Genomic DNA, 26,525 nt, shown 5'->3' with positions numbered 1-26,525 from the left:
CCTGAAAGGCTAAAAGCCGTGGCATTTGCCACGGCTTTTTTATTAGTTATCCAGTTCGCCCATGGATTTCACCTGGTCACGGTTAATCTGCTCGGTTTGACCGGTTTCGGCGTTTTTATACGACACCAGACCGGTATCGTCATCCACCTGCGGTTTGCCGTCGGTGACAATGGTTTTGCCATCGGTCGTTTTTACAGCCTGGTTGGATGAACAGCCCGCAACGGTGAACAATGTTGTGGCAGACAGAAGAGACGCGATCAGTAATTTATTTTGCATGGTGTTTTCCCCTGCTCTCAGTTGAATTTCGTTATCGACCTAACAATTTTAGGCTAACTGACTGAATGCGGATGGAAAACCAGAAGGTTCTGAAGAGAGGGAGAGTGCCCGGCAACGCTACGCCGCCGGGCATGTGAACTTACTTATTAATCTGCGCGTGCATTTCCTGAACCGAAATCACCTTCTCGGTGGCATCCGCATTCAGCGCCATGGCCGTCGCGAAACCGCCGTTCAGGGTGGTGTCGTAGTGCACTTTATACTGCAGCGCGCTGCGGCGAATCAGCTTGGAGTCTTCAATCGCCTGGCGGCCCGCAGTGGTGTTGATGATGTAGGTATATTCGCCATTCTTGATGCGATCCTGAATGTGCGGACGACCTTCATGCACCTTGTTCACCAGACGCGGGTTAATACCGGCTTCACCCAGCACAATCGCCGTACCGTGAGTGGCATCCAGCTCGAAGCCCTGCTTAAGCAGCTTGGCAGCCAGGTCAACCACGCGCTCTTTATCGCCTTCGCGAACGGAGAGCAGCGCACGGCCAGATTTCTTCATGGTGGAGTTACTGCCCAGCTGCGCCTTCGCGAATGCTTCAGCAAAGGTGCGGCCCACGCCCATCACTTCCCCGGTAGAGCGCATCTCTGGCCCTAACAGCGGGTCAACGCCCGGGAATTTGTTGAATGGCAGAACCACTTCTTTCACCGAGTAGTACGGCGGAATGATCTCTTTGGTTACGCCCTGCTGAGCCAGCGTCTGGCCCGCCATCACGCGTGCCGCCACTTTCGCCAGCGGAATACCCGTGGCTTTGGAGACAAACGGGACGGTACGCGCCGCACGCGGGTTCACTTCAATCAGGTAAACTTCGTTGTCTTTCACCGCAAACTGAACGTTCATCAGACCACGAACCTGCAGTTCGAAGGCCAGCTTCTGTACCTGCTGGCGCATCACATCCTGAATTTCCTGACTCAGGGTGTACGCTGGCAGAGAACAGGCAGAGTCACCGGAGTGTACGCCCGCCTGCTCGATGTGCTCCATGATGCCGCCAATCAGCACCATTTCGCCGTCGCAGATGGCGTCAACGTCCACTTCCACCGCATCGTCGAGGAAGCGGTCGAGCAGAACTGGCGCATCGTTGGAGACGCTCACCGCCGTCTGGAAGTAGCGACGCAGGTCTGCTTCGTCATAGACGATTTCCATCGCGCGGCCGCCCAGTACGTAGGAAGGACGTACCACCAGCGGATAGCCAATCTCTTTCGCCTTCTCAACAGCCTGTTCAATGGCCGTTACGGTGGCGTTCGCCGGCTGCTTCAGCTTCAGACGATCAACCGCCTGCTGGAAACGCTCGCGGTCTTCCGCACGGTCAATCGCGTCCGGGCTGGTACCGATAACCGGTACGCCAGCGGCTTCCAGGGCACGCGCCAGCTTCAGTGGGGTCTGGCCACCGTACTGCACGATAACGCCTTTTGGCTTCTCGATACGCACGATTTCCAGCACGTCTTCCAGGGTAACGGGCTCGAAGTAGAGGCGATCAGAAGTGTCATAGTCGGTAGAGACCGTTTCCGGGTTACAGTTGACCATGATGGTCTCATAACCGTCTTCGCGCAGCGCCAGCGAAGCGTGCACGCAGCAGTAGTCGAACTCGATGCCCTGGCCGATACGGTTTGGACCACCGCCCAGCACCATAATCTTGTCGCGGTCAACGGACGGGTTCGCTTCGCACTCGTCTTCATAGGTGGAGTACATGTACGCGGTGTCGGTCGAGAATTCCGCCGCACAGGTATCCACACGCTTGTAGACCGGGTGCAGGTCATACTGGTCACGGAGCTTACGGATTTCCGCTTCACGTACGCCCGCCAGTTTTGCCAGACGCGCATCGGCGAAGCCTTTACGCTTCAGCATGCGCAGGAAGTCCGCGTCCAGACCGTTGATGCCCAGCTCTGCTACTTTCTCTTCGAGACGTACCAGCTCTTCAATCTGCACCAGGAACCAGCGATCAATGTTGGTCAGGTTGAATACGCCGTCGACGGAGAGGCCTGCACGGAAGGCATCGGCGATGTACCAGATACGCTCCGCGCCCGCGTCTTTCAGCTCGCGGCGGATTTTGGTCAGTGCTTCCGGGTCGTCCAGGCTCACTTTCGGATCGAAACCGGTCGCCCCCACTTCCAGGCCGCGCAGCGCTTTCTGCAGGGACTCCTGCTGCGTGCGGCCAATCGCCATCACTTCACCAACAGATTTCATCTGGGTGGTCAGACGGTCGTTCGCGCCGGCGAATTTCTCGAAGTTGAAGCGAGGAATTTTGGTCACAACGTAGTCGATGGACGGTTCGAAGGACGCAGGCGTGCGGCCACCGGTGATGTCGTTCATCAGCTCGTCAAGGGTATACCCCACCGCCAGCTTCGCTGCTACTTTGGCAATCGGGAAGCCGGTCGCTTTGGAGGCCAGCGCGGAAGAACGGGACACGCGCGGGTTCATTTCGATAACGATCAGACGGCCGGTTTTCGGGTTCACCGAGAACTGTACGTTTGAGCCGCCGGTTTCCACGCCGATTTCACGCAGTACCGCCATCGAGGCGTTACGCATGATCTGATACTCTTTATCGGTCAGCGTCTGGGCTGGCGCAACGGTGATGGAGTCACCGGTGTGGATCCCCATCGCATCGAAGTTTTCGATGGAGCAGACGATGATGCAGTTGTCGTTTTTATCACGCACCACTTCCATCTCGTACTCTTTCCAGCCAATCAGCGATTCATCAATCAGCAGCTCTTTGGTTGGGGAGAGATCCAGACCGCGTTCGCAAATCTCTTCGAACTCTTCGCGGTTGTAGGCGATACCGCCGCCGGTGCCACCCATGGTGAAGGATGGACGGATGATGCACGGATAACCCACTTCAGCCGCGACGGCCAGCGCCTCTTCCATATTGTGAGCAATACCGGAACGTGCGGTGTCGAGGCCGATTTTCTTCATCGCCACGTCGAAACGGCGACGATCTTCAGCTTTATCAATCGCGTCGGCGGTCGCGCCAATCATGGTTACACCGAACTCGGCCAGCACGCCCTGACGCTCCAGCTCCAGCGCACAGTTCAGCGCCGTCTGGCCACCCATGGTTGGCAGCACCGCATCCGGGCGCTCTTTTTCAATAATTTTACGTACCACTTCCCAGTGAATCGGCTCGATGTAGGTTGCATCCGCCATTTCCGGGTCGGTCATGATGGTAGCCGGGTTCGAGTTCACCAGGATAACGCGGTAACCCTCTTCACGCAGGGCTTTACATGCCTGCGCACCGGAGTAGTCGAATTCGCAGGCCTGGCCGATGACGATCGGGCCAGCGCCAAGGATCAGGATGCTTTTTATGTCTGTACGTTTTGGCATTGTCTTCTCGGCTCCTGATTATTTAGCGGTCTTACGGTATTGCTCGATAAGTTCGATGAAGTGATCGAACAGCGGCGCGGCATCGTGTGGGCCCGGACTGGCTTCCGGGTGGCCCTGGAAGCTGAACGCTGGCTTATCGGTGCGATGGATACCCTGCAGGGTGCCATCGAACAGTGACTTATGAGTCACGCGCAGGTTAGCCGGCATCGACGCTTCATCGACGGCGAAACCGTGGTTCTGCGCGGTAATCATCACCGTGTTGTTATCAATGTCTTTCACCGGGTGGTTACCACCGTGGTGACCGAACTTCATCTTGATGGTGTTCGCACCGCTCGCCAGCGCCAGCAGCTGATGGCCGAGGCAGATACCGAATACCGGGATGTCTGTTTCCAGGAAGGACTTGATGGCATTGATGGCGTAGTCACAAGGTGCCGGGTCGCCTGGGCCGTTAGAGAGGAAGATGCCGTCCGGATTCATTTTCAGCACCTCTTCAGCGGACGTTTTCGCCGGCACCACAGTCAGGCGGCAGCCGCGGTCAACCAGCATGCGCAGGATGTTGCGCTTGGCGCCGAAATCGTAAGCCACCACGTGGAACGGCAGCTCGCTCTCTTTTTTCGCTTCCGGCAGGTCGCCTTCGAGCGTCCAGCTCCCCTGCGTCCAGCTGTAGGCTTCAGCTGTGGTCACTTCTTTGGCCAGGTCCATGCCGTTCAGGCCCGGGAAGGCTTTCGCTTTTTCCAGCGCCAGAGCCGCATCCAGGTTATCCCCTGCGATGATGCAGCCGTTTTGTGCACCCTTCTCGCGCAGCAGACGCGTTAACTTACGGGTATCAATATCGGCAATCGCCACGATGTTATGGCGCTTCAGGTAAGAAGAGAGGTCTTCAGTGTTGCGGAAGTTGCTGGCAATCAGCGGCAGGTCACGAATGACCAGACCTTGCGCATGTACCTGAGAGGACTCTTCGTCAGCCGCATTGGTGCCGACATTGCCGATATGAGGATAAGTAAGAGTAACGATTTGGCGAGAATAGGAAGGATCAGTGAGGGTTTCTTGATAACCGGTCATTGAAGTATTGAAAACGACTTCCCCAACCGCCGAACCCGTTGCCCCTATGGCCCGACCGATAAACTGGGTTCCGTCTTCCAGAACCAATAGCGCTGACTTAATCAAAACACCCTCCAGAGAATATTCACTCACTTTATTTGCATATTAATTCATAACCATGTCATGGATCAATGCAAATGTGTTGCCAGCGGATTTTTGGCAAACGGCGGCATTCTGGAGATTTGGTCGGTAAAAGTCAACTTAAAACGGATATTTTGTTTACTCTTTTGCAGACCTGAAACGCGGAATGCAGCTTAAGCGACAAAAAGATCAGGTAAATCACTGCAGAAAACGCTTGCGCGGCTGGTTTAATAAAAAACCACGAGATGGAACATGATAAAGTGGACCAAATGGTCAAAATTTACATTTTAGCAACGAAAAATCAGAACAATAGACAGATTTTTAGAGGCTTAATGGAGAAAACGTAATGTACAGGCAAAAATAAAAGGGCAATAAAATATTGCCCTATGCAATCAATTAATTACGACTGCAATAACCACATCACGATGGGTAATAACATTTACAAATTGTTGAGATCCAGGACATCTCTCATATCAAAAAGCCCGTTCTCTTTGTTTTTTAGCCACAAAGCGGAGCGTACGGCACCATTGGCGAACGTCATTCGGCTGGAAGCTTTATGCGTGATTTCTACACGTTCGCCAATATCGGCGAACATCGCGGTGTGTTCGCCGACGATGTCACCCGCACGGACCGTGGCGAAGCCAATCGTGCCAGGCACGCGTTCACCGGTGTGACCTTCGCGGGTATAGACCGCGCAGTCTTTTAAATCTTTATCGAGTGCATGGGCAATCGCTTCACCCATCGCCAGCGCCGTGCCTGATGGCGCATCCACTTTGTAGCGGTGGTGAGCTTCCACGATCTCAATGTCGGTGTAGTCACCCATGACTTTCGCAGCCTTCTCCAGCAGCTTAAGCATGACGTTAACGCCCACGCTAAAGTTTGCGGCGAAGACAATCGCAATCTCTTTTGATGCATCCTGGATAGCCTGCTTACCCGCATCGTCAAAACCGGTGGTGCCGATCACCATCCCTTTGCCGTGCTGACGGCAAAACGCCAGATGCGTGAGCGTCCCTTCCGGGCGGGTAAAATCGATAAAGACATCGAAGTCCTCTTTTACCGCATCCAGACTGCTCTGTACGGTGACGCCCGTCCTGCCCGCGCCCGCCAGCTCGCCAGCATCGGTCCCCAGAAGCGATGAACCGTCACGCTCCAGCGCTGCGCCAAGGGCGACGCCCTCCATCTGAAGTGCCGCCTGAATCAGCTGACGACCCATACGTCCACCCGCGCCCGCAATGGCGACACGGATCTGTGCATCATGCATAGTTATTCTCTTACGTTAAAATGATGTAAACCGTTTTCAGATTAACCAGCCTTTCTGAGCACTGCCAACTGAAAACACCAATAATTAGAATTTAACGTGAAACCGACTTAAATATCAGTAAAAGACATGATTTTGTCGTCACGATAAAGTAACGGGTAAAAAAAAGGCCAGCACAGGAGGTGCTGGCCTTTCATCAGAAAAGGGATTATTCGACTTCCCGGGCATCGATTCTCAGTTCTTTCGGGACTTCGAAAACAATGTTCTCTTCACGTCCTTCCAGCGGCACCGCTTCGCCACCGCCCAGCTCCTGCAGACGGGCAATGACGTTCTGTACCAGAATATCCGGCGCAGATGCGCCGGCCGTCACGCCGACACAGGTCGCGTTTTTAACCCACGCTTCCTGAATATCCGTCGCGTCATCAATCAGGAAAGCCGTTTTCCCCATCCGTTGCGCCAGTTCGGCCAGACGGTTTGAGTTAGAGGAGTTTTTCGAGCCGACCACCAGCACCACATCCGCCTGTTCAGCCAGGGCACGCACCGCTTCCTGACGGTTCGTGGTCGCGTAGCAGATGTCATCCTTACGCGGACCGACGATCTTCGGGAAACGCTGGCGCAGGGCATCAATCACGTCAGAGGTATCGTCGACAGAGAGTGTTGTCTGGGTCATGAACGACAGACGGGCTTCATTTTTCACGTTCAGCGTAAGCACATCTTCTGGCGATTCAACCAGATACATGCCCCCTTCCGGGTTACTGTACTGGCCCATGGTGCCTTCGACTTCCGGGTGACCCGCATGGCCAATCAGAATCGACTCTTCACCACGACGGCTGGCACGTGCCACTTCCATATGCACTTTCGTGACCAACGGACAGGTAGCGTCAAACACTGTCAAATCGCGGCTTTTCGCTTCGTTACGTACTGCCTGAGAGACACCATGCGCAGAGAAAATCAGGATGGCACCGTCCGGCACTTCGCTGATTTGCTCGATAAAAATAGCACCGCGCTCGCGCAGACTGTCGACCACGTAACGGTTGTGCACCACTTCGTGACGCACGTAAATCGGCGCGCCGTAAATCTCCAGCGCGTTTTCAACAATGCTGATAGCGCGGTCTACACCGGCGCAGAAGCCGCGCGGGTTAGCCAACAGGATCTGCATTTCAGGCCTCCAGTACCGGATCAATCTCCAGCACTTCAATATCAAAATGGACAGTGCGCCCGGCAAGCGGATGGTTGAAGTCAACGGTAACAGAGTCGCCGTTGATTTCGCGGATCACGCCAGGCATTTCGCTGCCGTCCATAGCGGTAAAGAGCATAATCGCTCCGATTTCAGGTTCCCCCGCGTCCATAAACTCACGACGGGAGAAGTACTGGATCAGATCCGGGCTTGGCACGCCAAACGCCGCATCCGGCTCAAGCGAAAAGGCTTTTTTCTCCCCCTCTTTCAGGCCCAGAAGCTGCTGTTCAAGTCCTTCAGACAGGGAGGTATCGCCAAGACGAAACAGGGCCGGTTTGCCATTATTGCGGGTGGATTCAGCCGTGGAGCCGTCATCCAGTTTCAGCGTGAAGTGAACGAGAACCGCGCTGTTGCTCTGTACGGATTTAGACATGCACATTGCTCTTTATGTTGTCTCACCTGTGTGCCGGGTGGCGCTTCGCTTACCCGGCCTACAAGTGTCGGCATATTCGGTAGGCCGGGATCGCTACGCGTCACCCGGCTGGTTTTGTTACGCCTGCTCTTTCGCGGTCGGTTTCGGTAAGAAACCCTCCAGCACGATTAACGCCGCACCGATACAAATTGCGCTGTCGGCGAGGTTAAAGGTCGCGAAGTGCCAGTCGCCGACGTAGAAGTCGATCATATCGACCACAAAGCCGTGCCACAGGCGGTCAAACAGGTTACCTAACGCGCCGCCAATAATCAGCGCGTAGGCGATGTTGTTCAGCTTTTGCGTCGCTTTCGAACGGTACATCAGCAGCGTTAGCACCACACAGATACCGATTGCAATACCTGCAAAGAACCAGCGCTGCCAGCCACCGCTGTCAGCAAGGAAACTAAACGCCGCACCATAGTTACGTGCGTAGTGCAGGTTAAGCGACGGGAACAGCGAAACCGTATCCCCCAGCGCAAAATTCTGGAGGATCAGGAATTTGCTGCCCAGATCAATAATCAGCACCACCACAACCAGCCACAGCCAGCGCAGTCCTGTTGAACAGAGAGTTTTACTCATCAGGCAAACTTACGTTTTTCGCCGTCACCGGCGACGTTGCTTACACAGCGTCCGCAGATGTCTGCGTGTTCCGCCACCTGGCCAACATCGGTAGTGTAATGCCAGCAACGCGGGCATTTCTCACCGTCGGCTTTGCTCAGCGCGACTTTCAGTCCCTTGAGCAGTTCGCTCTGCTGAGCATCAGCAGTAGCTTCGGCATAATCCGCAACTTGCGCGCCTGAGGTCAACAGGACAAATCGCAATTCATCGCCCAGCGCCGTCAGTTTCGCCGCCAGCTCAGGTTCGGCGTACAGGGTTACTGCCGCTTCCAGAGAGCCACCGACTTTCTTGTCAGCACGCGCCTGCTCAATCACCTTGTTCACTTCACCACGCACTTTCAGCAGCTCGTCCCAGAAGGCATCGTTCATCGCTTCGGTGCTGGAGAGGTCGAACAGACCTTCGTACCACTCGCCGGTGAAGACATACTTCTCACGGTCGCCTGGCAGATAACCCCAGATTTCATCCGCGGTGAAGGACATGATCGGCGCCATCCAGCGCACCAGCGCTTCTGCGATGTGGAACAACGCGGTCTGGCAGCTACGACGCGCCACGCTGTCCGCTTTCGCGGTGTACTGACGGTCTTTGATGATGTCGAGGTAGAACGAACCCATCTCGATGGAGCAGAAGCGCATCAGACGCTGCACCACTTCATGGAAGTCGTAAGATTCATAGGCTTTCAGGATATCTTCCTGCGCCGCTTTCGCGCAGCCTACCGCCCAGCGGTCCAGCACCACCATCTCTTCCGGTTTCACCATGTCTTTAGCCGGATCAAACCCGTTCAGGTTCGCCAGCAGGAAGCGCGCGGTGTTACGGATACGACGATAGCTGTCTGCGGCACGTTTCAGGATCTCGTCAGACACCGCCATTTCGCCGGTGTAGTCGGTGGAAGCCACCCACAGACGCAGAATGTCTGCGCCCAGCTTGTTCATCACATCCTGCGGAGACACGGTGTTGCCGATAGATTTGGACATCTTACGGCCCTGACCATCCACGGTGAAGCCGTGGGTCAGTACCTGACGGTAAGGCGCTTTTCCTTTCATGGCGGTGGAGATCATCAGGGATGACATGAACCAGCCGCGGTGTTGGTCAGAACCTTCCAGATACATATCGGCGGCGTGACCGGCAAACTCAGGACGCACGTCAACCACGGAAGAGTGAGTGGATCCGGAGTCGAACCATACATCCAGGGTATCCGGCACTTTCTCGTAGTTGTCGGCGTCAGCGCCCAGGATGTCGCGGGCGTCGAGATCCCACCATGCCTGAATGCCGTCAACTTCGACGCGCTTCGCCACTTCTTCCATCAGTTCCAGGGTGTTCGGATGCAGTTCCTGCGTCTCTTTATGCACGAACAGCGACATCGGCACGCCCCAGGTACGCTGACGGGAGATACACCAGTCAGGGCGGTTAGCAACCATGGATTCGATACGCGCCTGGCCCCAGTCTGGGATCCACTGCACGCCTTTGATCTCTTTCAGAGACTGCGCACGCAGGCCTTTCTGATCCATGCTGATGAACCATTGTGGGGTCGCACGGAAGATGATCGGCGTCTTGTGACGCCAGCAGCACGGATAGCTGTGCTGCATTTTCTCAACGTGCAGCAGTGCGCCGCTGGTGCGCAGCATATCAACGATAATGTCGTTAGCTTTAAAGACGTTGATACCGTCCAGCGCCGGGTAAGTGCCAGGCAGGTAAGAACCGTCCGGCCCCACCGGGTTAGCGATTTCCAGACCGTACTTCAGGCTGATGTTGTAGTCGTCAGGACCGTGGCCACCGGCGGTATGGACCGCACCGGTACCGGCTTCCAGCGTGACGTGGTCGCCCAGGATCGCTGGCACATCAAAGTCCAGGAACGGGTGTTTAAAGCGCATCAGCTCCAGCGCGTCGCCTTTCACGGTGCCCAGCACGGTGTAGTCGGTGATATTCGCGCGTTTCAGCACGCTCTCGACCAGATCTTTTGCCAGGATAACCGCCTGACCGTCAACCTGCACCAGCGCGTAGTCGAACTCACCGGACAGGGAGATCGCACGGTTCGCTGGCAGGGTCCACGGGGTAGTGGTCCAGATCACCAGTGAGATCGGGCCATTAACGGAGGAGACGCCAAATTTGGCTTTCACCGCATCCTGATCAACGGCGTGGAACGCCACGTCGATAGACGGAGAGGTTTTGTCGTAATACTCCACTTCCGCTTCTGCCAGCGCAGAACGGCAATCCACACACCAGTGTACAGGCTTAGCGCCTTTGTGCAGGTGGCCATTACCGATGATTTTGCCCAGCGCACGGATGATGTTGGCTTCGGTTTTGAAGTCCATGGTCAGGTACGGGTGCGACCAGTCGCCCAGCACGCCCAGACGGATGAAATCCGCGCGCTGACCTTCAACCTGCGTAGCGGCGTATTCGCGGCATTTCGCACGGAACTCAGCGGCGGTGAATTTCTCACCTGGCTTACCGAATTCCTGCTCCACTTTCAGTTCGATTGGCAGACCGTGGCAGTCCCAGCCCGGAACGTATGGCGAGTCATATCCCGCGAGGCCTTTCGACTTCACGATAATGTCTTTCAGAATCTTGTTAACCGAGTGACCAATATGAATGCTGCCATTCGCATAGGGAGGGCCATCATGCAGAATGAAGGTTTTTTTGCCTTTTTTGGCTGCACGAATGATGCCGTACAGGTCATCATCAGTCCAACGCGCCAGCATTCCCGGTTCACGCTTGGCGAGATCGCCGCGCATCGGGAACCCTGTTTCCGGCAAATTCAGGGTTGATTTATAGTCACTCATCAGATTCTCGGTTCCGTATTTATCACGTAGGCAGTTAAGCCGGTTCTAAAGCCCAAAAAACTCGCGGGCCGTCAATTCATCTCGCGCAATTTGCGCTTTGAGTTCATCCAGCGAACCAAATCGCTGCTCGTTGCGTATTTTTTTACGCAGTATCACATCTATATGGCGACCATAAAGGTCCATTACAACGTCCAGCAGGTGCACTTCTAGCTGTTGACGCACACCGGCGACGGTCGGACGCGTGCCAATGTTGGCGACACCGTAAAACGGCTTATCGCCCAGTCCTGCCACTTCCACCGCATAGACCCCTTTGACCGGGGAAACCTGACGGCGTAGCGGTATATTCGCCGTCGGGAAACCAATGGTGCGGCCGAGAGCATCGCCATGGACGACGCGACCGGAAATAGTGAACGGATGCCCAAGCAGGGTTTCTGCCGTCCCCAGTTCATCATCGGCCAGCGCCTGACGTACCGCCGTGCTGCTGACGCGAACGCCGCCTTCACAGAAGGTCATCGCACTGGTGACGTCAAAACCGTACTCCAGACCAGCCTTCTGTAATAGCAAGAAATCGCCCTGACGACCAGCGCCAAAGCGGAAATCATCCCCCACGGCCAGAAACTGCACGCCAAGACGTTCAACCAGCAGGTCGCTGACGAAATTTTGTGCTGTCAGCGCGGCAAAGCGACGATCGAAACGTACGCACAAAACGTAGTCCACGCCGGACTCGGCCAGATAGCGCAACTTTTCGCGCAGGCGAGTGAGACGGGCGGGAGATTTATCGCCCGCAAACAGCTCCAGCGGCTGTGGTTCGAAAATCATCACTACTACGGGCAGGCCACGGGCCTCCCCTTCTTTACGCAATCCCTGCAACAGCGCCTGATGACCACGATGCACGCCGTCGAAATTACCAATGGTCAGCACGCACCCGTGCGGTGCTCTGCTGAGATTATGTATGCCGCGTATCAGCTTCATGTCTGGCTCAAAACAGTGAAAATCGCCAAAGTATACCTTGTACAGCGGTCAAGGTTAACCGGCGATTGTTCGCGCAAAACAGAAAGCCGTAATGATTTCATCAGGCTGACCTTTCACAGCGAAAAAATCTGCTCCTGAACTGCGATTTTTATGCCGAAAGGCTGTATTCAGGGAAGACAAGCTGGTAGAATCCTGCGCCATCACTACGTAACGTAGCGTCGCTAATTAACGGCGCTTATTTGCACAAATCCATTGACAAAAGAAGGCAAAGAGGGCATATTCCTCGGCCTTTGAATTGTCCACATAGATCATATTTGGGAGTTGGACTTGGCTAATATCAAATCAGCTAAGAAACGTGCCGTTCAGTCTGAAAAGGCTCGTAAGCACAACGCAAGCCGTCGCTCTATGATGCGTACTTTCATCAAGAAAGTATACGCAGCAATCGAAGCTGGCGACAAAGCTGCAGCGCAGAACGCATTTAACGAAATGCAACCAATCGTGGATCGTCAGGCTGCTAAAGGTCTGATCCACAAAAACAAAGCAGCGCGTCATAAAGCAAACCTGACCGCGCAGATCAACAAACTGGCTTAATTGCCGCTTGTTGTTGCTTGTTTAAAGAACCCGCTTAACGCGGGTTTTTTTATGCCTTCAGATTGCCGGTGGCGTAAACAGCGCCGAGTAGTCGCGGTTACAGATACGCTGCACCGCCGGGTGCTGAATCATCCTTTCGGCAAAAATCGCGTGATACTCTTCCATTACGTTATCGACCCGACCAATCTCCGTAATCTTGCTATCTGAATAGAGATCGTGCGCGTAGAGTGTCGGTGCAACGAAGATCGCATTGTGCGCTTCGCCAAAGGCTTTCATCAGCGCCGCATCGTCGAACTCACCGAGGATTTCGACATTCAGCCCCTGAGAGTTAAACCAGTTCAGCAGCTTGCGTCCCAGCATGGAACGTCTTCCTGGCACCAGCAAGCGACGCTCTTCCAGGCAGGCCGGGAAGGGTTTTTGCGGCGGCGGGTTAATACACCAGAAGCTTACGCCGCATTCACCAATCTTCACCGAAAACAGCCCTTCCTGCTGCGTGGAGTCGATCGGACAATCCGAGATGATCATGTCCAGCTTGTGCTGGCTCAGCTGTTCCAGCAGCATCTCGTGGGTGGATTCAAAACAGCGCAGATGGATTTGCTCATCTTCGACCACAGCCGCATCCAGCACGCCGCTCACCAGTCGTTTTGACAGCGCGTCCGCCACGCCAACATCAAAGAGCAGGTTCGACTCTTTGCGGTAGTTGACGATATCCAGCATTTCCTGGCTCAGGGTGAACATTTTATCCGCGTAGCGGAAAACCAGCTCACCCAGCTCGCTGGGTTCAATTCCGCGTCCCTTACGCTTGAACAGCTTGCCCTGCAGACGTTCTTCCAGCGCCTTGATCTGCCCGGTGATGGTTTGCGGCGTCAGGTAAAGCGCCTCTGCCGCCCCGACCACCGAGCCCTGTTTGTAGACATGCCAGAAGTAGTAAAGATGGTTGTAATTCAAATGAGACATCGCGTCTTCTCTCCCTGAGTGCCTGTCGGGAGAAGGTCACCCTCCTCCCGGTTTTCCGTTATGCCTGGACGGCCTGCCCGGACAACTTCACCTTCAACAAGGTGTAACCGATCACCGCGGCCAGTAATGACCCGATGAGAATGCCGAGTTTCGCCCAGACGATAAGCTCAGGTGCATGCGCACCAAACGCCAGCGTCGAGATAAAGATCGACATCGTAAAGCCTATCCCGCACAGCACGCCGACGGCCATGATCTGCGTAAACGTGGTGCCGTGCGGCAATGACGCCAGCTTAAGCTTCGTCGCCAGCCAGCAGAACAGGCTAATGCCCAGCGGCTTGCCGATAAACAACCCGGCGATGATACCCAGCGGCAGCACGGAGGTCAGCCCGTCCAGCGTCACGCCGCCGAGGGAAACACCCGCGTTAGCAAATGCAAACAGAGGCAGGATCATAAAGGCGACCCAGGGGTGCAGCACATGCTCCAGCTGCTTCGCAGGTGATTTGCCCTCCTGCGGTTTAAGCGGCACGAAGAAGCCGACGATCACTCCTGCCAGCGTGGCATGCACGCCCGATTTCAGCACCGCAGTCCACAGCACCATCCCCACGAGGATATAGATACCGATGCGACGAACATTCAGGATGTTCAGCAACGCCAGAACCGCAATCGCCCCTGCAGCCACGCTCAAAGACAGGATCGACAGATCGCTTGTATAAAACAGCGCGATAATCACAATTGCGCCCAGGTCGTCGATGATCGCCAGCGCCATCAGGAAGATTTTCAGGGCAACCGGAACGCGGCTTCCCAGTAAGGCCAGCACCCCGAGTGCAAAGGCGATATCCGTTGCCGCCGGGATCGCCCAGCCGTGACGTGCAACCGGATCCTGCCATGTAAACGCGAGGAAGAGCAGCGCCGGAACCACCATCCCACCGAGCGCGGCAATGACCGGGAACGCCGCTCGCTGGCGACTGGCAAGCGAACCCAGTACCAGCTCCCGCTTAACCTCAAGCCCGACAAGCAGGAAGAACACCGCCATGAGCGCATCGTTGATCCACAGCAGCATGTTCTTGTGGATTTCCAGCGCCCCAACCTTCAGCTCGACGGGCGTTTCCAGAAAAGCATGATACAGATCGCGGGTAAATCCGACGTTTGCCAGCACCATCGCGGCGGCGGCAGCCAAAATCAGGATCACGCCCCCGGATGCTTCGCTACTAAAAAAACGGTGTAGTAATTTCACTTTAATTCTCTCTTATACAGCAATACCTCGATAAAACCATAATACCAGGCCTTATAGCTCGGCAAAAACAGATTAATATTGAGTATTGATTCAGTTTAACCGAACAATACCGATAAACAAAAAAGCCCGGAATCTCTTCCGGGCTTTTGCGAATACCTGCGACAAACAGATTAGCGGGTCAAATCATCGAAGAATTTTTTGACGCCATCGAAGAAGCTTTTGGAGCGTGGGCTGTTTTTCTCACCCGTCGGGCCACCAAAGCTCTCCTGCAACTCTTTCAGCAGCTGTTTCTGCTTATCGTTCAGGCCAACCGGTGTTTCCACAACGACGCGGCACAGCAGGTCGCCCTGTGCGCCCCCGCGAACGGATTTAACGCCTTTACCGCGCATGCGGAACAGCTTACCGGTCTGGGTTTCGCCAGGAATTTTCAGGTTCACGCGGCCATCCAGCGTCGGGACTTCAATTTCGCCACCGAGGGCTGCCATCGCGAAGTTGATCGGCACTTCACAGTACAGGTTGTTGCCTTCGCGCTCGAAGATAGCGTGCTGCTTGACCTGCACCTGAACGTACAGATCGCCCGCCGGTGCGCCGTGTTCGCCGGCTTCGCCTTCGCCAGCCAGACGGATGCGGTCGCCCGTATCGACCCCAGCCGGGATTTTAACGGACAGGGTTTTGGTTTTCTCAACGCGACCGTGACCATGGCATTTGGTGCAGGGATCTTTGATCAGCGTACCGCGACCATGGCAGTGCGGACAGGCCTGCTGCACCGCGAAGAACCCCTGACGCATCTGTACCTGGCCAGAACCGTGACAGGTTGGACAGGTCTGCGGCTGAGTGCCCGCTTTCGCGCCGCTGCCGTGGCACACGTCACACTCTTCCAGCGTTGGAATACGGATCTCTTTGGTGACACCGCGAACGGCCTCTTCCAGCGTCAGCTCCATGTTGTAGCGCAGGTCCGCGCCACGCGCCGCGCGCTGACGTCCACGACCACCACCGAAGATGTCGCCAAACACATCGCCAAAGATATCGCTGAAGTCAGCGCCGCCGCCAAAGCCGCCGCCGCCGAATCCACCGCCGCCCATGCCGCCCTGTTCAAAGGCTGCGTGACCGTACTGGTCATAGGCTGCACGTTTTTGTGCATCGGTCAGGACTTCGTAGGCTTCTTTGATCTCTTTAAATTTGGCTTCAGCCTCTTTGTCACCCTGATTACGGTCCGGGTGGAATTTCATGGCCAGGCGCTTATACGCCTTTTTGATTTCACGCTCTTCCGCAGTTTTCGGAACGCCTAAAATCTCGTAATAGTCTTGCTTTGCCATTGGTTTTTTTAAGCCCCTTAACATGCGAGCACGGGCGTGGAGAATTCTCCTACGCCCGTGCCGATTAATTACCCTGCATCAGGGCGATTATTTTTTATCTTTAACTTCTTCGAACTCAGCGTCGACAACGTCGTCGTCTTTCGCGTTGTTCGCTGAAGCGTCAGCACCTGCCTGCTGTTGCGCGTGCTGCTGCTGAGCGATTTCCATCAGCTTCTGAGAAGCCTGAGCCAGTTCCTGCATCTTCGCTTCGATGTCCGCTTTATCTTCACCTTTCAGTGAGGATTCCAGCGCACTCAGTGCAGCGTCGATAGCCGTTTTGTCTTCCGCTGGCAGTTTATCGCCTGCTTCTTCAACCTGCTTACGGGTGCTGTGCAGCAGATGGTCGCCCTGGTTACGGGTCTGAACCAGCTCTTCGAACTTACGGTCAGATTCCGCGTTAGCTTCCGCTTCACGAACCATTTTCTGGATCTCTTCCTCGTTCAGACCGGAAGAGGCTTTGATGGTGATCTTCTGCTCTTTACCGCTGTTTTTGTCTTTCGCAGACACATGCAGAATACCGTCAGCATCGATGTCGAAGGTGACTTCGATCTGAGGCATACCGCGCGGCGCCGGGTTGATACCGTCCAGGTTGAACTGACCCAGAGACTTGTTATCAGATGCGCGCTTACGTTCACCCTGCAGCACATGGATGGTTACCGCAGACTGGTTGTCTTCGGCGGTAGAGAATACCTGGCTGTGCTTGGTTGGGATAGTGGTGTTTTTGTTGATGAGCGCAGTCATCACACCGCCCATGGTTTCGATACCCAGAGACAGCGGGGTAACGTCCAGCAGCAGTACATCTTTCACTTCACCGGTCAGTACGCCACCCTGAACCGCCGCACCGATAGCAACCGCTTCGTCCGGGTTAACGTCTTTACGTGGCTCTTTGCCAAAGAACTCCGCCACTTTCTTCTGAACCATTGGCATACGGGTCTGACCGCCAACGAGGATAACGTCGTTGATGTCAGACACGGACAGGCCGGCATCCTGCAGCGCTACTTTCAGCGGCTCGATAGAACGGTTCACCAGATCTTCTACCAGGCTTTCCAGTTTCGCACGGGTCACTTTGATGTTCATGTGTTTAGGACCGGTCGCGTCTGCAGTGATGTACGGCAGGTTCACGTCGGTCTGCTGAGCGGAAGACAGTTCGATCTTCGCTTTCTCAGCGGCTTCTTTCAGGCGCTGCATAGCCAGCGGGTCGTTACGCAGGTCAATGCCCTGATCTTTCTTGAACTCGTCAACGAGGTAGTTGATCAGACGGGTATCGAAGTCTTCACCACCCAGGTGAGTATCACCGTTGGTTGCCAGAACTTCGAAGGTTTTTTCGCCGTCAACGTCGTCGATTTCGATAATAGAGATATCGAAGGTACCACCACCCAGGTCGTAAACCGCGATAGTACGGTTGCCGACTTCTTTATCCAGACCGTAAGCCAGTGCAGCCGCGGTAGGTTCGTTGATGATACGTTTGACTTCCAGACCTGCGATACGGCCAGCATCTTTGGTTGCCTGACGCTGTGCATCGTTGAAGTAAGCAGGTACTGTGATAACAGCTTCAGTTACCGGCTCACCCAGGTAATCTTCAGCCGTTTTCTTCATTTTTTTCAGCACTTCAGCAGAGATCTGCGGTGGTGCAGTTTTGGTGCCTTTCACATCAAGCCACGCATCGCCGTTGTCTGCCGCGATAATTTTGTAAGGCATGATAGAAACGTCACGCTGAACTTCTTCGTCCTGGAAGCGGCGGCCGATCAGGCGTTTAATCGCAAACAGGGTGTTTTGCGGGTTTGTCACTGCCTGACGTTTAGCCGGCTGACCAACCAGAGTTTCACCATCCTGGGTATAAGCAATGATAGAAGGCGTGGTGCGATCGCCCTCGGCGTTCTCCAGCACACGTGCAGTAGTGCCATCCATAATCGCTACACAAGAGTTGGTCGTACCCAGGTCGATACCAATAATTTTACCCATCTAAACGTCTCCACTAAAAATTCAGTCAACATGTGGTTGTGTACCTGTAATAAGGGCAGATCGTGCTTTTTCAACTGCCCAGATTTGATTTTTTTCAGGTCCACACACTGCGGTTGACTACAAGATGGGGTCGCTGCGACATCCATCAAGGGGGAATGATAAAAAAAATTTTAATTTCACCCTGATGAGATCATAGACGCCATCGATTGCGCCCATTATGATGCCGCGCCCCGTCAGGGAGAACTGACGCGGGTTTAACCATTTCACCATTTTAATGATGATTTTTTTGAGGACTTATGGGCAACACTAAGTTGGCTAATCCGGCTCCGCTGGGCCTGATGGGTTTTGGCATGACCACTATTCTGCTGAACCTGCACAATATCGGGATGTTCCCGATGGATGGCATCATCCTGGCGATGGGCATTTTTTACGGCGGTATCGCGCAAATCTTCGCGGGCCTGCTGGAATATAAGAAAGGTAATACCTTCGGCTTAACCGCCTTCACCTCTTACGGTTCGTTCTGGCTGACCCTGGTCGCCATTCTGCTGCTGCCTAAAATGGGTATGGCAGAGGCGGCAAACGCCCACTTCCTGGGCGTCTACCTGGGCCTGTGGGGCGTTTTCACCCTGTTTATGTTCTTCGGTACTCTGAAAGGCAACCGCATGCTGCAGTTCGTTTTCCTGAGCCTGACCGTGCTGTTCGCCCTGCTGGCGATTGGCCACCTGGTGGATAACGAAGGCATTGTTCACGTGGCCGGCTGGATTGGTCTGGTTTGCGGCGCAAGCGCTATCTACCTGGCAATGGGTGAAGTGCTGAACGAACAGTTTGATCGCACCGTTCTACCGATTGGTGAAAAACACTGATCCCTCTGTCGTGCCCGTCTCGCGGGCACGACATCCCCACTCCTGACGAAGCCATATCCCCAGTACCAGCCCCATCACCGAAAGTGCGAGAACATACCAGGCGGGCGCCATCGGTGACACGCCCATCAGCACGGTAACCGCAATCGGCGTCAGTCCGCCAAAAATGGCATACGACACGTTGTAAGAGAATGAGATCCCGGTGAAGCGAACCTCTGGCGGGAACGCACGCACCATCACATAGGGCACCGCGCCGACAACGCCCACACACAGCCCGACCACGCCGTACAGCAGGAACAGCTGTTCAGGATGACTGCCTGCAAGGTGGTAAAACGCCCAGCTGGCGGCGGCCAGCAACAGGCTGCCGACGATAAAGCTGATGCTGGCACCGAAACGATCCGCCGCCAGCCCGGCGGCCAGGCAGCCAAAGCAGAGCATAATGGTTGCGATACTGTTCGCCTGTAACGTCACGGCTGGCGCGAAACCATACTGTTTCTGCAGCCAGACCGGCGACATTAATATCACCACCACAATCCCTGCTGAAAGCAGCCAGGTGAGCAGCATCGACACCACCACCGCTTTTTTATGGCGTACCACGACGGCTTTCACCGGCAGCTCCTGCGCCAGCGCCTTACGCTGCTGCATCTCGAGGAATATTGGCGTTTCCTGCAGCCAGCGACGCAGATACATCGCCACCAGACCAAACGCCCCGCCCAGCAGGAACGGCACACGCCAGCCCCAGTCGTGAACGGCCTGCTGCGTCATGCTGGTGTTTACAATGGTCGCGACCACCGACCCCAGCAAGATCCCGACGGTCAGACCCGCCGTTAAGGTTCCACAGGCGATACCCATCCGCCGCGCCGGAACATGCTCCGCTACAAACACCCAGGCTCCCGGGACCTCACCACCAATGGCTGCCCCCTGCAGCACGCGCATCAGTAACAGCAGCAATGGCGCGAGTATGCCTATCGAGGCATAGGTGGGCAACAAACCAATGGCCAGCGTGGGTACCGCCATCAGCAGAATGCTGAGGGTAAACATCTTCTTACGGCCAACCAGATCGCCAAAGTGAGCCATGATAATGCCGCCCAGCGGACGCGCCAGATACCCGGCGGCAAAAATGCCGAAGGTTTGTACCTGACGCAGCCACTCGGGGATATCCGCCGGGAAGAAGAGTTCTCCCACCACGGCGGCGAAGAAGACGAAGATGATAAAATCGTAAAACTCCAGCGCGCCGCCTAAGGCCGCAAGCGTAAGGGTTTTATAGTCCTGTCGATTCAGAGGTCGGGTGTTATGTGACATAGCGAACCCTTTAGCATAGTTGTGGATTTATTTTTACAGCAAACGTAAAGAAAAAATTACTATACCGTAAAACCTTTACCACGCCATCGCCGCTTCAGCTAATGTCACATAATCATTATTTTCAGGAGATTGTTTCGCGACGCGCGCTTTTAGGACGAAATGCTGCTACCACTTTCTCATCGGTTTCCACATAAGGACCGTCAAGCAGCTGTATACAATACGGTACACTGGCGAAAATGCCCTGCACGATGACGTTACCGTCGTCCGATTTCAGCCCTTCCAGCGTCTCTTTGATCGACTTCGGCTGGCCAGGCAGGTTCAGAATCAACGCCTGTTTGCGGATTACGCCCACCTGACGGGAGAGAATGGCCGTCGGGACAAAGTGTAGACTGATCTGCCGCATCTGTTCGCCAAAGCCCGGCATTTCACGATCGGCGATGGCCAGCGTCGCGTCCGGCGTCACATCGCGACGCGCAGGACCGGTTCCTCCGGTGGTCAGCACGAGGTGGCAGCTCATCTCATCCACCAGCTCACAAAGCGTCTGCTCAATGATTGGCTGTTCGTCAGGGATCAGGCGGGTCTGGATTTCAAACGGCGTGGTCAGCGCGTTGCCAAGCCACTCTTCAAGCGCAGGGATGCCTTTATCCTGATATACACCGCTGGAGGCGCGGTCAGAAATCGACACCAGGCCGATGCGTAAGGTATTCATATTCATTCCATTCAAAAGTACTGATTAAAGGGAATGATACACGCAGAGGGGAATTTCAGACAGAGTACGTAAGAAGTCGCGTGGCCGGGAACCCAGCCACGCGGAATGATTACAGCAGGTCGCCGATCATTTTTTCCAGTTTTTCCTGGTCGATAGCAAACTTACGGATACCGTCCGCCAGTTTGTCTACCGCCATTGGATCCTGGTTGTGCTGCCACAGGAACTCAGACTCAGTGATGCGCTCCGGACGTGCTTTCACTTCACCGGTGTAAGACAGTTTACGCTCCAGGGTACCTTCGCTTTCAGCCAGCTCTTTCAGCAGTGCAGGCGCGATGGTCAGGCGGTCACAGCCAGCCAGCTCAATGATTTCGCCGACGTTACGGAAGCTTGCGCCCATCACGACAGTCTCATAGCCGTGCTGCTTGTAGTATTCGTAGATTTCAGTCACGGAAATCACGCCTGGATCTTCAGACGCCGCGTACTCTTTCTTATCGGTGTTGGCTTTGTACCAGTCCAGAATACGGCCCACGAACGGAGAAATCAGGTACACACCGGCTTCGGCACACGCACGCGCCTGCGCGAAGGAGAAGAGCAGAGTCAGGTTACAGTTGATACCGTCTTTTTCCAGCTGCTCTGCCGCACGGATGCCCTGCCAGGTCGAAGCCAGTTTGATCAGGATACGGTCGTTGCTGATGCCCGCATCGTTGTACATTTTGATCAGGCGTTTTGCTTTCGCGATAGACGCTTCGGTGTCGTAGGACAGACGCGCATCCACTTCGGTAGAGATACGGCCAGGCACCAGCTTCAGAATTTCCAGACCGATGTTCACGGCCAGTTTGTCAGTGGCATCCACAACCTGCTGCGCGCGGTCGTTGCTCTGCGCTTTCGCCCAGGTCACAGCGTCGTCAATCAGTTTGCGATACTCAGGGATCTGTGCGGCGTTAAGGATCAGAGAAGGGTTAGTTGTGGCATCCTGCGGCTGGTACAGCTTCATTGCCGCGATATCTCCGGTGTCAGCTACGACAGTGGTGAACTGACGAAGGGAGGTCAATTTATCCGTCATGATAGTGTTTCTCTTTTAACGTGCCCTGGATAATTCACGCTACCGACAGCATGCCTGCAGCGGAAAAATGACAGGTTTACTTGTTAGGGGGATGTAACCGGTCTGCCCTGATGATAACACGACAGAGGGGTAGCGCAACCGCAGACAGTGCGCTTAGGCAGAGTATGATAAACTCGGAATATTAACAGCCTGCTAAGCAACAGCATGCTCAATCAGTGGTAGCGCTTACATATTCACTTTGGCATCAACAAGAGGGACGTTAATGCCTGATTTCTTTTTCTTTATTAACGAAGTCCTTTGGGGTTCGATAATGATTTACCTGCTTCTGGGAGCAGGTATTTGGTTTACGCTACGCAGCGGGTTTATCCAGTTTCGCTATATCCGCAAGTTTGGCAGAAGTCTGAAAAACAGCGTCACGCCCCAGCCGGGTGGATTAACCTCGTTCCAGGCACTCTGCACCAGCCTTGCGGCACGCCTCGGTAGCGGAAATCTGGCGGGGGTGGCGCTGGCCATCAGCGCCGGCGGGCCAGGCGCAGTGTTCTGGATGTGGGTGACGGCGCTGCTCGGTATGGCCACCGCTTTTGCCGAAAGCGCGCTCGCACAACTCTACAAAGAGAAAGACAAAAACGGTCAGTTCCGCGGAGGTCCTGCCTGGTACATGGCGCGTGGCCTGGGGATGCGCTGGATGGGCGTCCTGTTCTCGCTTTTTTTACTGCTCGCTTACGGTCTTATCTTTAACACCGTCCAGGCTAACTCGGTCGCCCATGCCCTGCGCTATGCCTTCGCGTGTCCGGAGTGGCTCGCCGGTAGCGTTTTAGCCCTCGTCGTTCTGCTCACCCTTTCTGCCGGTCTTAAAGGTATCGCCCGCCTGATGCAATGGCTGGTTCCTCTCATCGCGCTGATCTGGATCGCCGCGAGCCTGCTCGTCGCGGCACTGCATCTCGATCAGGTGCCGGGCGTCATAATGACCATCGTCAAAAGCGCCTTTGGCTGGCGTGAGGTCGCATCCGGCGCGCTGGGCTACACCTTCAGTCAGGCGCTGATGGCGGGTTTTCAGCGCGGCATGTTTTCCAATGAAGCCGGTATGGGGTCAACACCCAATGCAGCCGCAGCCGCGGCTTCGTGGCCGCCGCACCCGGCCGCACAAGGCATTGTGCAGATGATCGGCGTCTTTACCGATACCATCATTATCTGTTCCGCCAGCGCCATGATTTTGCTGCTGGCAGGCCCTGTCTCACATTCGTCGGGAACGGCCGGAATACAGCTTCTCCAGCAGGCGCTCGTGAACCTCACCGGCGGCTGGGGAGCGGGGTTTGTCTCGCTCATCCTGCTGCTGTTTGCCTTCAGTTCGATCGTGGTAAATTACCTCTACGCCGAAAACAACCTTATTTTCCTGAAGTTTGACTCCCGCGCCGCCATCGGCACGCTTCGCCTGGGCGTCATACTGATGGTGGTAGCAGGCTCCCTGCTCAGCATGCCGCTGGTCTGGCAACTGGCTGATATCATCATGGCGCTGATGGCGATCACTAACCTCACGGCGATCCTGCTGCTCTCGCCCGTAGTGACCCTGATTGCGAAAGACTACCTTCGTCAGCGTAAACTGGGTGTGCCACCGGTCTTTGATCCCGCGCGTTATCCGGATATTAAAGCGCAACTTGCCCCCGGCACGTGGGATGATTTGCCGCGGCAATAACAGCTATCGATCAATTCAGGGCGATTTTTTGCTAAAGTCGCTCTAAATTTCCTGCAAGGACTGGATATGCTGATTCTGATTTCACCTGCAAAAACGCTCGACTACCAGAGCCCGCTCGCCACCGAGCGCTATACCCAGCCTGAATTGCTGGACTATTCCCAACAGCTGATTCACGAAGCGCGCAAGCTCTCCGCACCGCAAATCGCCTCGCTGATGAGCATCAGCGATAAGCTGGCAGATCTTAACGCAACCCGTTTTCACGAGTGGCACCCGGATTTCACCCCCGCTAACGCCCGCCAGGCCATTCTGGCATTTAAAGGCGATGTCTATACCGGCCTGCAGGCGGAAGATTTTAGCGAAGCTGATTTCGATTTTGCCCAGCAGCATCTGCGCATGCTGTCGGGTCTGTATGGCGTACTGCGTCCGCTGGATTTGATGCAGCCGTACCGTCTGGAGATGGGCATTCGCCTGGAAAATGCCAAAGGCAAAGACCTGTACCATTTCTGGGGCGATATCATCACCGACAAGCTAAATGCGGCGCTGCGCGCTCAGGGCGATAACGTGGTGATTAACCTGGCGTCGGATGAATACTACAAGTCGGTGAAACCGAAAAAACTTGATGCGGAAATCATCAAGCCGGTATTCCTCGACGAGAAGAACGGTAAGTTCAAAGTGATCAGCTTCTACGCCAAGAAAGCGCGCGGCCTGATGAGCCGTTACATCATCCAGAACCGCCTGACGAAGCCGGAGCAATTAACCGCCTTCAACAGCGAAGGCTATTTCTTTGACGAGGCGTCGTCAGGGAAAGGTGAACTGGTGTTTAAGCGCCACGAGCAGTAAAACAGAACCCCGCCAGCTGGCGGGGTTTTGCATTAATGGTGTTTCCAGTCCGGGCCCGGACGATGATCGTCATGGCGACGATCGTCATGATGGTGGTCACGCTCGCGATGTTCATCGTGGGGACGCCAGTGGTTATCGCGCCAGTCATAATGCGCCTTCCACCAGTCATGATCGCGCCAGCGACCGCCATCCCAGTAGTGACCGTTATTATCCCGATCGCCAATCTGCAGTTTGACCGCCGGAACCAGAGTAATTTCGGATGCCTGTACCGCCATGGGAGCGACCAGCATCAGTGAAAGCGCAATCAGCGCAGGTTTCAGTTTTGACATCGGTGACTCCTTATTCTCTGTGCCCGATATGGGCCGATGTAAGGAGATTACGCGAGGGGAACGGGGGATGTTATTCTCTGCAATCCTAAACGCTAAGTGACCGCATTTATTGGGAATTTCTGCTTTTTCCCTGCTATTTTTCTCCTTAATTTCTTCACAAAAAAAACCGGGTGGCGGCTTCGCCTTACCCGGCCTACGTTATGAGCTGTTGTAGGTCGGGTAAGGCGTAACCGCCACCCGACGAAAATCACGCTCGAGCCATCATCAGCTTACGCAACGCGGCAAAATCCGCCGGCAGCTCATGGGACAGCAGCGGCAGGTCAGCACGCTCGGCCAGCTCTTTCGGCAGCGGCAGCGTTTCGCCGAGGATCGCTTCCACGCTCTCTTTGAACTTAGCCGGATGCGCGGTGCCCAGGAACAGGCCATATTCACCCGGATTCAGCTGGTCGCGCAGCGCACGGTAAGCAATCGCCGCGTGCGGTTCAGAAGTGTATCCGACCGCTTTTAACTCACGCATGGTGGATTTAGTGGTGTCATCCGTCACCGCCGCGTAGCCCAGGTCGCCCAGACGCCAGATCTTACGGCGGAACAGCTCTTCCACGCGCGGCCAGTTGTTCGGCTGGGAAACATCCATCGCGTTGGAGAGCGTCGCCTGCGTCGCGTTTGGTGCCCATTTACCGTCTTTCAGGAAGCGCGGCACGGTATCGTTGGCATTGGTGGCGGCGATAAAGCGTTTCACCGGCAGCCCCAGTGATTTCGCCAGCAGACCTGCCGTCAAATCGCCGAAGTTACCGCTCGGCACAGAAATCACCAGCTGGTTGCGGGCTTCCTGCGGCAGTTGCGCCACCGCTTCGAAGTAGTAGCAGATCTGCGCCAGCAGACGGCTGATGTTGATGGAGTTGGCGGAGTTCAGACCCAGCGCCACCTTCAGCTCTTCGTCGTCGAAGGCCTGCTTGACCAGCGCCTGGCAGGCATCGAAGTCGCCATCGATCGCCACAGTTTCAATGTTGCCGCCGAGGGTACAGAACAGTTTTTCCTGCAGCGGACTGATTTTGCCTTTCGGATAGAGGATCACCACGCGGACGTTTTTCAGGCCGTAGAAGGCATGGGCGACCGCCGCGCCGGTATCGCCGGAAGTTGCCGTCAGGATGGTTACCGGTTTGTCGCCGCTGATGTGGGTCAGCATCTGCGCCATGAAGCGGCCGCCGAAGTCTTTAAACGCCAGGGTTGGGCCGTGGAACAGCTCCAGACAACCGACGTCAGGCTCAACCTGCTGAACCGGTGCCGGGAACGCGAACGCCGTACGCACGCGTTCTTCCAGCAGCTCCTGCGGAATTTCGTCGCCGATAAACGCCGACAGAATTTTGGTGCTGCGGGTGACAAAGTCCAGCTTCAGCAGTTCATCAATCTCGGTCAGCTGAAATTCCGGCAGGTCATGTGGAAAGAACAGCCCCTGATTTTTGCCCAGTCCCTGCGTTACAGCCTGCGCGAAGCTGACCTGCTCGTTATGATCTTTAAGATTGTAGAGTTTCAT

Annotated in this window: 22 protein-coding genes; 4 read left to right on the top strand and 18 right to left on the bottom strand. The window is 55.2% G+C overall.

All coding sequences use genetic code 11. The features are described 5' to 3' along the window. Nucleotides 1-42: 42 nt before the first annotated feature. The 9 genes from SP99_RS03295 to ribF form a co-directional block, all read right to left on the bottom strand. Entirely contained in the window at nucleotides 43-276 is a 234-nt protein-coding gene (locus SP99_RS03295; RefSeq protein WP_025758026.1) for a YgdI/YgdR family lipoprotein, read from the bottom strand. 139 nt (nucleotides 277-415) lie between these two features. After that, nucleotides 416-3,640: a carbamoyl-phosphate synthase large subunit gene (carB, locus tag SP99_RS03290; RefSeq protein WP_025758027.1), complete on the bottom strand. Its 3,225-nt coding sequence runs from the start codon at nucleotides 3,638-3,640 to the stop codon at nucleotides 416-418. 18 nt (nucleotides 3,641-3,658) lie between these two features. Then, nucleotides 3,659-4,807: a glutamine-hydrolyzing carbamoyl-phosphate synthase small subunit gene (carA, locus tag SP99_RS03285; RefSeq protein WP_047957729.1), complete on the bottom strand. Its 1,149-nt coding sequence runs from the start codon at nucleotides 4,805-4,807 to the stop codon at nucleotides 3,659-3,661. A 454-nt stretch (nucleotides 4,808-5,261) separates the two neighbouring features. After that, nucleotides 5,262-6,083, bottom strand: coding sequence for a 4-hydroxy-tetrahydrodipicolinate reductase (gene dapB / locus SP99_RS03280; RefSeq protein ID WP_047957728.1), 822 nt, complete (start codon nucleotides 6,081-6,083; stop codon nucleotides 5,262-5,264). Nucleotides 6,084-6,288: 205 nt separating this feature from the next. Further along, on the bottom strand, nucleotides 6,289-7,239 hold the full coding sequence (gene ispH / locus SP99_RS03275) for a 4-hydroxy-3-methylbut-2-enyl diphosphate reductase (RefSeq protein ID WP_025758030.1): 951 nt from the start codon (nucleotides 7,237-7,239) through the stop codon (nucleotides 6,289-6,291). 1 nt (nucleotide 7,240) lies between these two features. Then, a complete protein-coding gene (fkpB, locus tag SP99_RS03270; protein WP_047957727.1) occupies nucleotides 7,241-7,690 on the bottom strand; it encodes an FKBP-type peptidyl-prolyl cis-trans isomerase in 450 nt (149 codons plus the stop codon). 117 nt (nucleotides 7,691-7,807) lie between these two features. Next, nucleotides 7,808-8,308 carry a signal peptidase II gene (gene lspA, locus SP99_RS03265; protein ID WP_025758031.1) on the bottom strand — a complete coding sequence of 167 codons (501 nt, stop codon included), beginning with the start codon at nucleotides 8,306-8,308 and terminating at the stop codon, nucleotides 7,808-7,810. Next, complete coding sequence (gene ileS, locus SP99_RS03260; RefSeq protein WP_045284817.1) at nucleotides 8,308-11,124, bottom strand: isoleucine--tRNA ligase; 2,817 nt, start codon at nucleotides 11,122-11,124, stop codon at nucleotides 8,308-8,310. The genes lspA and ileS overlap by 1 nt, the downstream gene beginning before the upstream one ends. A gap of 45 nt (nucleotides 11,125-11,169) precedes the next feature. After that, complete coding sequence (gene ribF / locus SP99_RS03255; RefSeq protein ID WP_025758033.1) at nucleotides 11,170-12,096, bottom strand: bifunctional riboflavin kinase/FAD synthetase; 927 nt, start codon at nucleotides 12,094-12,096, stop codon at nucleotides 11,170-11,172. A gap of 327 nt (nucleotides 12,097-12,423) precedes the next feature. On the opposite strand from ribF, the gene rpsT reads away from it, so the two are divergent. Then, entirely contained in the window at nucleotides 12,424-12,687 is a 264-nt protein-coding gene (gene rpsT / locus SP99_RS03250) for a 30S ribosomal protein S20 (RefSeq protein ID WP_003856458.1), read from the top strand. Nucleotides 12,688-12,744: 57 nt separating this feature from the next. Here the strand turns inward: rpsT and nhaR are convergent, their stop codons facing one another. From nhaR to dnaK, 4 genes are all read right to left on the bottom strand, one after another. Beyond that, a complete protein-coding gene (nhaR, locus tag SP99_RS03245) occupies nucleotides 12,745-13,644 on the bottom strand; it encodes a transcriptional activator NhaR (protein ID WP_047957726.1) in 900 nt (299 codons plus the stop codon). Between the two features lie 58 nt (nucleotides 13,645-13,702). Further along, entirely contained in the window at nucleotides 13,703-14,878 is a 1,176-nt protein-coding gene (gene nhaA / locus SP99_RS03240) for a Na+/H+ antiporter NhaA (protein WP_047957725.1), read from the bottom strand. Nucleotides 14,879-15,048: 170 nt separating this feature from the next. Then, entirely contained in the window at nucleotides 15,049-16,194 is a 1,146-nt protein-coding gene (gene dnaJ, locus SP99_RS03235; protein ID WP_014830600.1) for a molecular chaperone DnaJ, read from the bottom strand. A gap of 87 nt (nucleotides 16,195-16,281) precedes the next feature. Continuing rightward, nucleotides 16,282-18,195 (bottom strand): molecular chaperone DnaK, encoded by a 1,914-nt coding sequence (dnaK, locus tag SP99_RS03230; RefSeq protein ID WP_045284820.1) that lies wholly within the window; start codon nucleotides 18,193-18,195, stop codon nucleotides 16,282-16,284. A 296-nt stretch (nucleotides 18,196-18,491) separates the two neighbouring features. On the opposite strand from dnaK, the gene satP reads away from it, so the two are divergent. Next, a complete protein-coding gene (gene satP / locus SP99_RS03225; RefSeq protein WP_025758037.1) occupies nucleotides 18,492-19,058 on the top strand; it encodes an acetate uptake transporter in 567 nt (188 codons plus the stop codon). Here the strand turns inward: satP and SP99_RS03220 are convergent. From SP99_RS03220 to tal, 3 genes are all read right to left on the bottom strand, one after another. Next, a complete protein-coding gene (locus tag SP99_RS03220; protein ID WP_047957724.1) occupies nucleotides 19,035-20,357 on the bottom strand; it encodes an MFS transporter in 1,323 nt (440 codons plus the stop codon). The genes satP and SP99_RS03220 overlap by 24 nt on opposite strands. A 121-nt stretch (nucleotides 20,358-20,478) precedes the next feature. Further along, the gene (mog, locus tag SP99_RS03215; RefSeq protein ID WP_025758039.1) at nucleotides 20,479-21,066 is read right to left on the bottom strand and encodes a molybdopterin adenylyltransferase; all 588 of its coding nucleotides are present in this window, start codon (nucleotides 21,064-21,066) and stop codon (nucleotides 20,479-20,481) included. 109 nt (nucleotides 21,067-21,175) lie between these two features. After that, the gene (tal, locus tag SP99_RS03210; protein ID WP_025758040.1) at nucleotides 21,176-22,129 is read right to left on the bottom strand and encodes a transaldolase; all 954 of its coding nucleotides are present in this window, start codon (nucleotides 22,127-22,129) and stop codon (nucleotides 21,176-21,178) included. A gap of 262 nt (nucleotides 22,130-22,391) precedes the next feature. Between tal and SP99_RS03205 the strand changes: the two genes are divergently transcribed. Together SP99_RS03205 and yaaA are read left to right on the top strand one after the other, a co-directional pair. Then, nucleotides 22,392-23,822, top strand: a complete 1,431-nt coding sequence (locus SP99_RS03205) for an alanine/glycine:cation symporter family protein (protein WP_047957723.1) — start codon at nucleotides 22,392-22,394, stop codon at nucleotides 23,820-23,822. A 66-nt stretch (nucleotides 23,823-23,888) separates the two neighbouring features. After that, nucleotides 23,889-24,662, top strand: coding sequence for a peroxide stress protein YaaA (gene yaaA, locus SP99_RS03200; RefSeq protein ID WP_025758042.1), 774 nt, complete (start codon nucleotides 23,889-23,891; stop codon nucleotides 24,660-24,662). A 32-nt stretch (nucleotides 24,663-24,694) separates the two neighbouring features. On the opposite strand, the gene SP99_RS03195 is transcribed toward yaaA, so the two are convergent. Continuing rightward, nucleotides 24,695-24,991: a DUF2502 domain-containing protein gene (locus tag SP99_RS03195; RefSeq protein ID WP_047957722.1), complete on the bottom strand. Its 297-nt coding sequence runs from the start codon at nucleotides 24,989-24,991 to the stop codon at nucleotides 24,695-24,697. 247 nt (nucleotides 24,992-25,238) lie between these two features. Further along, nucleotides 25,239-26,525 carry a threonine synthase gene (gene thrC / locus SP99_RS03190; protein ID WP_025758044.1) on the bottom strand — a complete coding sequence of 429 codons (1,287 nt, stop codon included), beginning with the start codon at nucleotides 26,523-26,525 and terminating at the stop codon, nucleotides 25,239-25,241.

The sequence above is a fragment of the Enterobacter sp. BIDMC92 genome (assembly GCF_001030225.1).
GTDB classification, from domain to species: Bacteria; Pseudomonadota; Gammaproteobacteria; order Enterobacterales; family Enterobacteriaceae; genus Enterobacter; species Enterobacter sichuanensis.
This window is presented reverse-complemented; position numbering and strand designations above follow the sequence as displayed.

Bases quoted from the DNA above. Each gene is read 5' to 3' on its own strand.
- yaaA (WP_025758042.1), top strand. From the start codon at position 23,889: ATGCTGATTCTGATTTCACCTGCAAAAACGCTCGACTACCAGAGCCCG.
- SP99_RS03205 (WP_047957723.1), top strand. From the start codon at position 22,392: ATGCCTGATTTCTTTTTCTTTATTAACGAAGTCCTTTGGGGTTCGATA.
- carB (WP_025758027.1), bottom strand. From the start codon at position 3,640: ATGCCAAAACGTACAGACATAAAAAGCATCCTGATCCTTGGCGCTGGC.
- SP99_RS03220 (WP_047957724.1), bottom strand. From the start codon at position 20,357: ATGTCACATAACACCCGACCTCTGAATCGACAGGACTATAAAACCCTT.
- ribF (WP_025758033.1), bottom strand. From the start codon at position 12,096: ATGAAGCTGATACGCGGCATACATAATCTCAGCAGAGCACCGCACGGG.
- ileS (WP_045284817.1), bottom strand. From the start codon at position 11,124: ATGAGTGACTATAAATCAACCCTGAATTTGCCGGAAACAGGGTTCCCG.
- SP99_RS03195 (WP_047957722.1), bottom strand. From the start codon at position 24,991: ATGTCAAAACTGAAACCTGCGCTGATTGCGCTTTCACTGATGCTGGTC.
- fkpB (WP_047957727.1), bottom strand. From the start codon at position 7,690: ATGTCTAAATCCGTACAGAGCAACAGCGCGGTTCTCGTTCACTTCACG.
- nhaR (WP_047957726.1), bottom strand. From the start codon at position 13,644: ATGTCTCATTTGAATTACAACCATCTTTACTACTTCTGGCATGTCTAC.
- thrC (WP_025758044.1), bottom strand. From the start codon at position 26,525: ATGAAACTCTACAATCTTAAAGATCATAACGAGCAGGTCAGCTTCGCG.
- tal (WP_025758040.1), bottom strand. From the start codon at position 22,129: ATGACGGATAAATTGACCTCCCTTCGTCAGTTCACCACTGTCGTAGCT.
- mog (WP_025758039.1), bottom strand. From the start codon at position 21,066: ATGAATACCTTACGCATCGGCCTGGTGTCGATTTCTGACCGCGCCTCC.
- dnaK (WP_045284820.1), bottom strand. From the start codon at position 18,195: ATGGGTAAAATTATTGGTATCGACCTGGGTACGACCAACTCTTGTGTA.
- SP99_RS03295 (WP_025758026.1), bottom strand. From the start codon at position 276: ATGCAAAATAAATTACTGATCGCGTCTCTTCTGTCTGCCACAACATTG.
- ispH (WP_025758030.1), bottom strand. From the start codon at position 7,239: ATGCAGATCCTGTTGGCTAACCCGCGCGGCTTCTGCGCCGGTGTAGAC.
- dnaJ (WP_014830600.1), bottom strand. From the start codon at position 16,194: ATGGCAAAGCAAGACTATTACGAGATTTTAGGCGTTCCGAAAACTGCG.
- dapB (WP_047957728.1), bottom strand. From the start codon at position 6,083: ATGCATGATGCACAGATCCGTGTCGCCATTGCGGGCGCGGGTGGACGT.
- satP (WP_025758037.1), top strand. From the start codon at position 18,492: ATGGGCAACACTAAGTTGGCTAATCCGGCTCCGCTGGGCCTGATGGGT.
- lspA (WP_025758031.1), bottom strand. From the start codon at position 8,308: ATGAGTAAAACTCTCTGTTCAACAGGACTGCGCTGGCTGTGGCTGGTT.